The organism is Streptomyces sp. NPDC023573 (assembly GCF_055559735.1).
In genome coordinates, this window is the sequence record NZ_JBVHKB010000001.1 from 1,220,789 (window position 1) to 1,231,248 (window position 10,460).

Consider the following 10,460-nt stretch of genomic DNA (forward strand, 5'->3'; position numbering starts at 1 on the left):
CGTACCGCCATGACCGACCACCTGTTCAACCTGCACGGCGACGTCCTGGCGGCCATGCGCCGGGGCCCGAAGGCGTTCGCGAAGCTGGCCTTCGTGCTCTCGGAGACGGAGGAACCGGCCGACATCGACCTCGGCCACTTCCGGGACCGGATCGTCGCGGCCGGCCCGGGGGACGAGCTCATCGCACTGTGGCACCGCACGCTGACCGCCTGGGACCTGGCGGAGCAGGCGGACTGGTCCGAGGCACCGCCGCGCACGGACGCCAGGCGAGCCGACGTGCATGACCGTCTCGGCTTCGGTACGGACCTGCGCAAGGCCCTGGACGAAGCCGTGCCGGTGTGCAAGGAGCCCGGGGCCACCGTCATCAGCAAGGAGTTCACGTCCTGGTACTCCAGGGACATGGCGGCGGCACGCGCCTTCTACTGGAACTCGTACGAGCGGACGCTGCGCCGCAAGGGCTGGTCGGACGCGGCCGTGTCGAGCCTGGACGAAGCCGGCCACGCGGTGGTCGAGCGTCTCGCCGATCCCACCCGCGCCGAGGCGTACGGGGCCCGGGGCCTGGTCGTCGGCTATGTCCAGTCGGGAAAGACGGCCAACTTCACGGGCGTCACCGCGAAGGCCATCGACGCCGGCTACCGCCTGGTCATCATCCTCGGCGGCACCCTGAATCTCCTTCGGGGCCAGACCCAGCGCCGACTGGACATGGAGCTGATAGGGCAGGAGAACATCCTGCGCGGCGCCGACCCGGCCGACACGGACGCGCTCGTCGGTGTCGACTACCAGGACGACGAGGACTGGCCGGCGAAGTTCGTCAGCCACGGCGGACGTCCGTCCACGCTGGGCGCCTTCGACATCGAGCGGCTCACGACACGGGACAACGACTACCAGAGCCTGCTGAACGGCATCCGGACGCTCGAATTCGAGAAGCAGGTCCGCACGCAGCCCCTGTACGACCCGGCCAATCTGCACCACGCCGCCGCTCGCGTGATGGTCGTGAAGAAGAACGCGGACGTGCTGGACAAGCTGCTCAGGGACCTGAAGAAGATCGGCCCGATCCTCTCCGAGATCCCGGCACTGATCATCGACGACGAGTCGGACCAGGCGTCGGTGAACACGACGGACCCGAAGAAGTGGGAGAACGGCAAGGTCGCCCGCAAGGCGATCAACGGCCAGATCACGCAACTGCTCGGCCTGCTGCCCCGCGCCCAGTACGTCGGCTACACGGCGACACCGTTCGCCAACGTCTTCGTCGATCCGGGCGACGAGGAGGACATCTTCCCCCGGGACTTCCTGATCTCGCTGCCGCGGCCGACCGGCTACATGGGCGTACAGGATTTCCACGACCTCGAAGGCGAGGGCTCGGCCGAGGAGACGCACATCCGCGGCATCTACGACGACACCGGCGACCGCCTCCAGGAAGCGCTGGACGCCTTCGTCCTCACCGGTGCGCTGAAGCTGTACCGGGTGGCGAACGGCGTGCCCGAGGAGCCGTTCCGCCACCACACGATGCTCGTCCACGAATCCGTGCAGCAGCGGGAACACGCGGCCCTCGCCCTGCGGATCAACTCGATGTGGCACCGCTCGGCCTATACGGGCCAGGAGGGCCACGCTCGCCTCGCCGCCCTGCTGGCCGACGACTTCCAGCGCTTCGCGGACGACGGCCTGCCGGTCCCGACGTCGTACGACGATCTGAGGCCGTACGTCTCCCGGGCCCGCCAGCTGATCAACTCGGGCGGCGAACCGGTGATCATCGTCAACGGCGCCACCGAACGCGACTACGAACAGGCGGAGCTCGACTTCGACCGGACACCGCATGTGTGGAAGATCCTTGTCGGCGGCACGAAGCTCTCCCGCGGCTTCACGATCGAGGGCCTCACGGTCACGTACTACCGCCGCACGACCCAGCAGGCCGACACCCTCATGCAGATGGGCCGCTGGTTCGGCTTCCGCCCCGGCTACCGCGACCTGGTACGCCTCTACATCGGCCGCGAAGTCCCCATGGGCAAGAAGAAGACCGTCGACCTCTACGAGGCCTTCGAGGCCATCTGCCGCGACGAGGAGACCTTCCGCACCCAGCTCACCCGCTACGCCACCCTGGTGGACGGCAAGCCCCAGGTCACCCCGGCCCAGATCCCGCCGCTGGTCTCGCAGCACCTGGCATGGCTGAAGCCGGCGGCCCGGAACAAGATGTTCAACGCGGAGCTGGTGGAGATCCGGTCGCCGGGGCAGTGGGTGGAGCCGACGGCCTACCCGACGGGGGCGGCGGACCTGCGGCACAACACGGAGGCGTGGCGCCCCGCTCTCGAAGCTCTGGATCCCGCCCTCGTCACCTTGCGGTGCTCCTCCATCGAGCACGGCCGGGACGACAGCTACGAAGCCGCGCTGGGGACGCTCGACCACGGCGCGCTGCTCGGGATCCTGTGCGATCTGAAGTGGTCCGCGCCCGCCCAGTTCTCGCCTCACCTGGAAGCTCTCGTCTCGGCGGCCGAGGCAGGCAACGTCATCGACGACTGGTTGGTCGTCGTTCCGCAGCAGACGTCGGTGCGTAGGGTCGAGGCGACCATTCTCGGCTCACGTCCCCTCTCGCTGGCGAGCCGTACCCGGCGCCGTGGTGATCTTTTCGGCGCGATCAGCGAGCCCAAGCACCGTGGGGTCGCCCTGCGGGTGGCGGGTGCGCTGAAGGACTCCCAGGACCCTCTGGTCGAGTCACTCGCCCGCGACCGACGTGGTGTCCTGGTCCTCTACCCCTTGATCGAGAGCGAGCCTCGGCTCTCCTCCGGTGGCGCGATAGACCCGGGTGACGTAGTCATGGCCTTCTCTCTGGTCGCACCGACGTCTCCGGACAGCGGGCGGAGGAGTCTGGTGCGCTTCCGTGCGATCGATTCGAGCAGGAGCAATATCGCCGTCATTGATCGCGAAGAGGGCTGACCGTAGGAAACTGGGAAGTGATGAGCACCGCCAAACCGTCCTCCCCAAGCGTCTCGGCCCGGATGAGCCGCCAGGCACGCCGCGACACCGCGCCCGAAGTGGCGGTCCGAAGGCTGCTGCACGCCTCCGGTTACCGCTATCGCCTCAACGAGCGCGTGCCACATATGTCCCGGCGCACGATCGATATCGCTTTCACACGGGCCAAGGTGGCCGTCTTCCTGGACGGGTGCTTCTGGCACGGCTGCCCCGAACACGCCACGCAACCGAAGTCGAACGCGGAGTGGTGGCGCCAGAAGCTGGATCGCAACATGGCACGGGACGTCGAGACCACGGAGCACCTGTCCGCCGCGGGGTGGACGGTACTGCGTTTCTGGGAACACGAAGCTCCGCTTCGAGTGGCCGAGCAAGTGGCGAAGGTCGTCGACCGGGAACGATTTCGTCGAGGAGCACAAGGGCTGGGTGGGACCTGTGAGTGAACTGCGGTTCGTGGATGTGTGCGCGGGCGCGGGCGGGCTGGCTCTGGGCCTGGAGCAGGCCGGCTTCGAGCCGGTGCTGCTGGTGGACAACAAGCCGGTGGCCTGCCAGACGCTGCGCCTGAACCGTCCGGCATGGGACGTGCTGGAAATGGACCTCCTGGACTTCGTACCCGATGACTACCCGAAGACCTACGACGTGGATCTACTCTCGGCAGGGCCACCTCGGGTGAAGTCCAGTGCGACCACCGCCAGGGCGGAGACCGAGGAGGAGCAGCGCCTTGTGGAGGCAGCGGTTCTCCTTACTCATTCCATCCAACCGCGCGCTCTCCTCATCGAGAACGTGCCAGGGCTCGTGGCAGCTCCGGAATTCGAGCCCCTACGCACATTCATCCGCAAAGAGCTGGAACACCTCGGATATCGGCTGCACTGGTTCGTCCTGAACGCGGCCGACTTCGGCGTACCGCAGGATCGCAAACAGGGCGTGCTGGTCGCTTTGAAGGAGCGGTACTCCGACCGCTTCCGGCCGCCGTTGCCGACGGTCGGAAAGCACGTGTCGGTGGGCACGGCCCTCCGTCGTTCCATGGCGGCACGCGGTTGGCCCGGCGCTGACGCCTGGGCGACTCAGGCTCTCAGCGTGGCGCCGACGCTCGTCGGCGGCTCGGACAACCGTGGCGGAGCGGATCTGGGACCGACGGGGACGAAGAGGGCCTGGGCGCGCATGGGGGTCAACGGGGGCGCACTCGCCGACGAGGTCCCGGGGCCTGAGGTCGATGATTGCCCGGGTCTGATCAAGCTCACGGATGCGCAGGCCGCGCTGTTGCAGAGTTTTCCGGCCGATTGGTTGTTCGCGGGCAGGAAGACGGCTCGGTACCGCCAGATCGGGCACGCGTCGCCGCCGCCGGTCGGCAGGGCCCTGGGGAACGCCCTCGCCGAAGCTCTCGAGCCTGACCGCCCACGCATCAACCATGACTAAATTGCGAGTTGATCTTGATTGGGGGCCGGCTACACTTCGCCTATGACCTCTGCACCCCATCCACCACGCCTACCTGCGGATTTCCGCATCGTGGATCTCTTCGCCGGACCCGGCGGCCTCGACATCGCGGCCACGGTGATGGGGTTGGAGAGCATCGGGGTCGAGTGGGACGACGCGACACGCGCTACGCGCAAGGCGGCCGGGCTTCTGACCACCACGGAAAAAGATGTGGCTGTACTGAATCCGTGCGATGGACAGGTAAGAAGCGCGAATGTTCTCACGGGCGGGCCACCGTGTCAGTCGTTCTCCGTGGCCGGCAACCGGAAGGGCCACAAAGCCCTGGAGGACGTCAAGCGCTTGGCCACTCGCTTGATCGGTCACAAAGACCTCCTCTCCTTCCAAGCCGCTTGGAAGGACGTCAAGGCCGAGACCGACGAGATGTCGGACGAACGAACTGGTCTCGTCCTTCAGCCATTGCGCTGGATCATGGAAGCCGAGCTCGAGCAGGAGAAAGAGCGCTACGACGTTGTCGTACTGGAGCAGGTACCCACCGTCCTGCCCGTATGGAAGCACTACGCCAAGCTCCTCAGGCAGGTCGGCTACGCCGCCGACGCCCACGTACTGCACGCCGAGGACTTCGGCGTTCCGCAGACACGCCGCCGTGCCGTCCTGATCGCCCAGTGGGACCCGGAGAACGTAGGACGGCGTGTGGAGTTTCCCCGGGCTACTCACCAGCGCTACAGCAAGGGCACCACTCGCCTCCTTCAGCAGCACGCCTCGGAGCGCGACCAGGAGGAACTGCTGTTCCCCTCGCCTCGAAAAGAGAAGACTGCGGTCAAGCCCTGGGTAGCCATGCAGGACGTACTCAGTGAGCGTCCACGCGACTTCGAAGTGGTCTCCAACTACGGATCAGGGGGCGACCCCAAGAACCGAGGCCGCCGCACATCCGACCAGCCCGCGGCGACGATCACCGGAAAGGTCCGGCGCAACCGAGTCTTCCTTCTCAAAGAGACCAAGCTCGGGACCAAGGAGATCGGTGAGGAGTTGGAGCGGCTCACATTCGAGGAAGCCGGCCTTCTCCAGTCGTTTCCGAAGCGGTACCCCTGGCGGTCCACCGACGTGGCCCAGCAGATCGGGAACGCCATTCCGCCCCTCCTGTCCCTGCACATTCTCAGCAGTGCGCTCCGGCTCGGCCCGCCGAGCAAGGAACTGATCAACAAGCTGGCAACCTGGGAACCGAAGCACTCGGACGGTGCATCGGATGAGGTGGTCCTCACCAAGGACGCATGAGCCGGACGGGGCCCTGCCACGGCAGGGCCCCGTCCGGACGCACGTGCACTTTTCAGTCCTGTGAGGCGGCGGAACGAGTTCTGTCCCGCAACGGCGCCTCTGCGGCGAAGCGCTCGAACATCCGCGTAAGGACCTCGCAGGAGGAGCGCCGGGCGGTGCCGTCGGCCGGCCCTTCGGGGAGTCGGTCCCACGGGACGGCCGGAGCCGATTCCACATCTTCGATCCAGTCGGAGAGTGCGAAGTGATCCGGTACGTCGTCCGGAGCTATCACCTCGTACATGAGCGTGCTACCGGCTACGTTGACCGCCGTACACAGCGCGTTGACTCGATCCCCGAGTCGCGTGGTTCCCTCTCGCAACAGGCCCTCAAGGACCCGCACCAGGGCCAGAGCGGTGGGTTTGTGATCGATGGTGGAGAGCCGAAGAGCGGTGTTGATCATGTCCTGGTTCCCGCAGGCGATCTCCGCGGAGGCGTAATCGGGACCGTCCCTGAACATCTCGGCCGTCCACCACAGCCGGGAAAAGGCCTGAGTGTAGTGGGGGCCTACGAACCTGACGCCGCTGACCTTCTTGGGATCGTCGTCGGTCCCTCCGAGCGGCAGGTGCCTCCACAGGACGTAGTCCGGCGCCACGGCCAAGGCCAGGAAGTTCCATAGGCCGGGGTTCGCCGCCTCGCCACGGGTCATCCGCAAGGTCGCGTGCAGTCGTGGCGCCACCCAGGCATCGGCATCGGTCCTCGCTTCATCGAACCGGCTCATAGCCTCGTCGAAAAGCTCTCGCACCGGTTCGACGCTCCATCGGACGGAGTCGCTCTCGATCGGTTCGCTCGCCCGAAGTATCGCCACCTGCGGCAAGCTGTCCTTGCCGGCGCGTACACCGTGGGTGAGGAAGGCCGTGGCTGCATTGCCCGGCAGCAGAGCGAGCCGTTCGGGAGGCTCGATATGGTGTGGGCTCATCGACGCAGACCTTCCTGAGCACGATTCACGGCGCGGATATTTGCCGTCAGATTCTTGGGCACCTGCCCTCGTCTTCCCGCTGCGTAGTGGATCCGCGACTGGATCTCCGCCCATCCCCGGCCGTCGCCTCGACGGCTGTGTGCCTCTGCCAACGCTTCGGCGAGGGGAATACCCGGAAACACCTCAGGAAGCATGGAGCGCAGCACCGACTCCCGCCATCCGCCAGGAAAGTGCGGGGTGCCGTCCTCATCGAATTCGAGGTCGCTCAATGCCGAGTGGAACATGGTCGCCCATGCCTCGCCCGCGATCTGCGCGGCCACCATCCCGGCGGTCGCCTTCTCCAACGGACCACGAGCACCGGAAAGCAGCTCGGAAATTCCCTCGAAGGACGTATTGATCAGGATCGCCGGCAGTTCCCCGCCGGTGTCGATCAGCCAAGGTGCATCCACGAAGCGGCGCAGCCAATCCTGCGGCCCCTCCCGGAAATCCATCTCCAGGATCTCCAGATCGCGTTGCCTGGTCGGCGTACGGGCAAGCAGGTCCACGACCCAGGGCGTGTCCGTCCTGCCGATGACGCGCCCGTCGATCCCCCCGTGGCTGCCGACGACGTTCACATCGAGGAGCGCGCGTGCCGCGTGGGTGGAGCGGCGCACCCGGACCTCACCACGCCAATGGTCGTCGCCCCGACGGCGCTCCAACCGAGTCACAACACGGGTGTTGGTGGCGCCCTCGGTCAGTACGGCGACGCAGCTGACCTCTGACCACGGGCCCTCGTCCAGCTCGTCTGTGGGGAGGGAGACCTCCAGGTCGAGGACACCCTCGGTCCAGTCGTCCCGCTCGACCTGATGCAAAGCGACGACCTGATCGCGCTGGGAGATCAGTGAGAGCTGCAGGGGCCTCCCGTCCATGGTCGCCCCTCGAACGGTGACTTCGATCTTCCCGATCAGGGTCGGGTACGCGTACACAGTGCTCACGCCGAAATCTCCCGTGCCTGTTGGATGTCCACGATCACACCGGCCATGGCAGCGGCCACAGGGTGGCTGCGGACAGCCGTGACGCCCCCGAAGCGCGCCGATCGCACATCCGGGTCGATGAGCAGTCGACCATCGACGACCTGGCAGTTCTCCTTGGCGGACAGGTCTGCCCATTCCAACGAGGGGCGACCCCCTGATCTCACATCGAACTTGACCACCGGCAGCAGCTGCCAACGGCTGTCGCGTTGCGGGACGGTGAGTGACACGTCCAGGGTCCAGGCCCCCTCCCTGTCCACCTTCCCGACGACCCGGTCCACGAGTGGGTGCCCTGTGCTCCGTCGACCGCTCGCGGCCGCAGGCGCATCGATACGCAGAAGCTTTCGAAGGATCTCCGGGCCGGTCGAGTCCGCACCGACGGTCCGCCGACCGATCACACTGCGCAGGGCGGCATCCATGGCCGTGTTGAACTCGGTCAAGCGCCGTGGCGCGTTGGCGTAGGCGGCGGTGAGCTCCTCGGTCGTCCCCCACCTGTCGTGCTCCGGCGGCTCCGCGGCCCGGAGGAATGCCTCGGCCGCATGCGTCGCCGGACCGTCCTCACCTGTGGCGAACCCGGCGAGCAGGACCGCTTGGAACGGATCCCCTCCTGCACCCAGGCCCCGTGGCGTCCGGGCCGTGACGGACATACGGGTGCCGCGCATACAGATGATGCGGCTGTGCTTCTCGTCGTTGTCCGCAGCGGGAGTCACAAGGAGTACGGCACGATGGTCATGCCCTCTGGCTCCGCGCCCGGCGGCCCGCGGCGACGGGACACTGAAGTGGACGTCCCTGGCCGCCACTTGGTCAGGGCCTGTGAGTTCGTCGACCGTTTCGCCGTCGAGGTATGCCCGGACAGCGTGGACCAGCGCCGGGTGCCGGTCGAGTGGGTCGACTCGCTGTTCATGAACCACGACTTCACCGTTGCGAAGTGCGCGGACAGAGGCTTCCAGCATGGCTGACGTCGAACGGCCCGAGGTCATGGCGGCCCAAAAGTTGTCGGACAGCGCCTGGCCGAGGGCCGCGTGCAAGTCCTCCAAGCTGTGGTTGCTCCCGGCGGCGTCGTGAGCACCGACGACGAGGAAAGACGTTCCCGGATCGTCACTGTCCCGATCGAGGCGTAGATCGGCGACCACCCCTTCGTCGGCCCACCAGGACCGGGCCACACCTTCGTGCTCCTTCTCCGTGTCCGGCTCACCGAGCCAGGCGGGTCCTGCGTAGGCGACTCCCTCGACCTCCCGCCAGGGAAGGTCCAGACGACCGACCACCCGACGGACCGTCCGCCCTTCATGAGTCTCCGACAGGGTGCTGTTGATCAGCACCAGGCCCAACCGGCTCGCCGCCCACAGGGTGGCCTTGCCCAAGCCGTACGAGCCACCGGCTCGGTCGTTGCTTTTGTGACTGTCGAGCTGCCGGCGCACCACGGCGGCGTATCGACCGTCTCCGTACTCGGGTCCGGTCAGACCCGAGGCGTTGTAGTCGTCGACCCTGAGGAGCAGGAGGGAGGAGTCCTCGCGCAGCGCTCGCAGCCCTTCGGCGAGGGCCCTGCCCACCTTGTGCCGGGACTGCGCCGCCGCTGCGTAATGGGGCTCGAGCTCGTCCCACTTCAGTGCGGACAGGAAGGAATGCAGGTGTTCGCCGGTGAGCTCGTGCAGGGTGAACCGCACCCGCACCGGACGCGCCGTATCCAGTCGTTCGTCCAGGGAGTTCTGCGTGACTTCCCTGGCCAGCACAGCGAGGTTCGCGTCGAAAGCGAAGACAGCCGCGTTGCCGTACTCCCGGCCACCGTCCTGGTGCGCGACCCGGTGGTACCAGCTGATCGGCCGGTCCGAACCGGCGTCGGCGTCCCTGGTGATCAGGGTGGCGACGTCGGTCTCCAGGATCTCGGCGATCTTTACCAACACCTCGGGCCTCGGCCGGGCTCTGCCCGTCACCCACGCCGAGACAGCCGCACGCGTCAGACCCAGCTGTTGGCCGAGCCCCTGCTGCGACAGCCCCTTGCGACGGAGCTGCCGCCCGAGCCAGACACCGAAGTCCTCGCTGTCCTCCATTGCCCCACTCCTTCCTCATGCCGAGCGGGGACACACGGTAGCACCGCACTTGACGCCAGCGCTTCGTCAAATGTCATTTGACGCGCAAGGTCCGTCCGAGCGCCAGCAGAGGTTGTTTTGATTCTTCCCGCTTCTGATCGGCTGGCCGATCAGTACGTGCTAGCGTTCATCTCGGCAACTCCCAACCCGGTTCGGGCCGTTGAGGGATGCGCCTCCTGAAGGCGGGAGAGCTCTGCCCTCATGTTCGATCACAAAGCGGTCTTTATGTACTCCAACTGATCAAAAGCGCTCGTTGGCGTACCTACTGGGAGGGGAACCCCAAATGATCGATGACGACGACGCCTGGATGACCTGGTTCGTCCGGCAGTACGACGAGCTGCAGGACCCGGAGCTGCAGGCCGAGCTCCTGGCATCTCACGGCATTCACCCCCAGGCCCTGGCGGCGGAACGGCGGCGCCTCGCCCGCCCCTCGCGCACCATCGCACCCACGGAGCAGGTCGCCACCCCTTCCGACCCTCCCGTGCGTCGCACCTCTCGGGCCACCCGGCGCCCCAGCACCCCTCGGAACGCCGGTCGCCCTCGCACCTACCAGGTCACCCGCACCCGCCGGGTCCGGACGAACGGGCGGACGGTGACCGTCGTGACGACGACCGTCACCGTCACGACCGTCACCACGGTCACGACCACTGGCATCTGAGCCCCTTGGCTGCACCCTCCACGTAGCAGCTCCACGTCGTTCCGTGGGGTGCCGGTATACACGCCGGCACCCCACTCCCCCCG

General features: G+C 66.9%; 8 protein-coding genes. 5 read left to right on the plus strand and 3 right to left on the minus strand.

Annotation, left to right across the window (positions count from 1 at the left end; translation table 11 throughout):
• The first annotated feature begins 9 nt into the window (after positions 1–9).
• From ACZ32T_RS05495 to ACZ32T_RS05510, 4 genes are read left to right on the plus strand one after another with little or no spacing between them, the layout of a single operon-like run.
• Positions 10–2,928 (plus strand): Z1 domain-containing protein, encoded by a 2,919-nt coding sequence (locus tag ACZ32T_RS05495; RefSeq protein ID WP_467365464.1) that lies wholly within the window; start codon positions 10–12, stop codon positions 2,926–2,928.
• 20 nt (positions 2,929–2,948) lie between these two features.
• Entirely contained in the window at positions 2,949–3,404 is a 456-nt protein-coding gene (locus ACZ32T_RS05500; RefSeq protein WP_467365466.1) for a very short patch repair endonuclease, read from the plus strand.
• On the plus strand, positions 3,397–4,377 hold the full coding sequence (locus ACZ32T_RS05505) for a DNA cytosine methyltransferase (RefSeq protein WP_467365468.1): 981 nt from the start codon (positions 3,397–3,399) through the stop codon (positions 4,375–4,377). Before ACZ32T_RS05500 ends, ACZ32T_RS05505 begins: the two co-directional genes overlap by 8 nt.
• A gap of 42 nt (positions 4,378–4,419) precedes the next feature.
• A complete protein-coding gene (locus tag ACZ32T_RS05510; RefSeq protein WP_467365470.1) occupies positions 4,420–5,667 on the plus strand; it encodes a DNA cytosine methyltransferase in 1,248 nt (415 codons plus the stop codon).
• Between the two features lie 52 nt (positions 5,668–5,719).
• On the opposite strand, the gene ACZ32T_RS05515 is transcribed toward ACZ32T_RS05510, so the two are convergent.
• The 3 genes from ACZ32T_RS05515 to ACZ32T_RS05525 all read right to left on the minus strand — a co-directional run bounded on the left by ACZ32T_RS05515 (position 5,720) and on the right by ACZ32T_RS05525 (position 9,680).
• Positions 5,720–6,511, minus strand: a complete 792-nt coding sequence (locus ACZ32T_RS05515; protein ID WP_467365671.1) for a DUF6339 family protein — start codon at positions 6,509–6,511, stop codon at positions 5,720–5,722.
• Between the two features lie 107 nt (positions 6,512–6,618).
• Positions 6,619–7,596, minus strand: coding sequence for a hypothetical protein (locus tag ACZ32T_RS05520; RefSeq protein WP_467365471.1), 978 nt, complete (start codon positions 7,594–7,596; stop codon positions 6,619–6,621).
• Positions 7,593–9,680 carry a helix-turn-helix domain-containing protein gene (locus ACZ32T_RS05525; RefSeq protein WP_467365473.1) on the minus strand — a complete coding sequence of 696 codons (2,088 nt, stop codon included), beginning with the start codon at positions 9,678–9,680 and terminating at the stop codon, positions 7,593–7,595. The genes ACZ32T_RS05520 and ACZ32T_RS05525 overlap by 4 nt, the downstream gene beginning before the upstream one ends.
• Positions 9,681–10,002: 322 nt before the next feature.
• On the opposite strand from ACZ32T_RS05525, the gene ACZ32T_RS05530 reads away from it, so the two are divergent.
• Entirely contained in the window at positions 10,003–10,377 is a 375-nt protein-coding gene (locus ACZ32T_RS05530) for a hypothetical protein (protein WP_467365475.1), read from the plus strand.
• Positions 10,378–10,460 lie beyond the last annotated feature (83 nt).

What these genes read in the sequence shown, in the direction of transcription:
- ACZ32T_RS05500 (WP_467365466.1), top strand. Translation starts at nt 2,949, where the DNA reads ATGAGCACCGCCAAACCGTCCTCCCCAAGCGTCTCGGCCCGGATGAGC.
- ACZ32T_RS05530 (WP_467365475.1), top strand. Translation starts at nt 10,003, where the DNA reads ATGATCGATGACGACGACGCCTGGATGACCTGGTTCGTCCGGCAGTAC.
- ACZ32T_RS05525 (WP_467365473.1), bottom strand. Translation starts at nt 9,680, where the DNA reads ATGGAGGACAGCGAGGACTTCGGTGTCTGGCTCGGGCGGCAGCTCCGT.
- ACZ32T_RS05495 (WP_467365464.1), top strand. Translation starts at nt 10, where the DNA reads ATGACCGACCACCTGTTCAACCTGCACGGCGACGTCCTGGCGGCCATG.
- ACZ32T_RS05510 (WP_467365470.1), top strand. Translation starts at nt 4,420, where the DNA reads ATGACCTCTGCACCCCATCCACCACGCCTACCTGCGGATTTCCGCATC.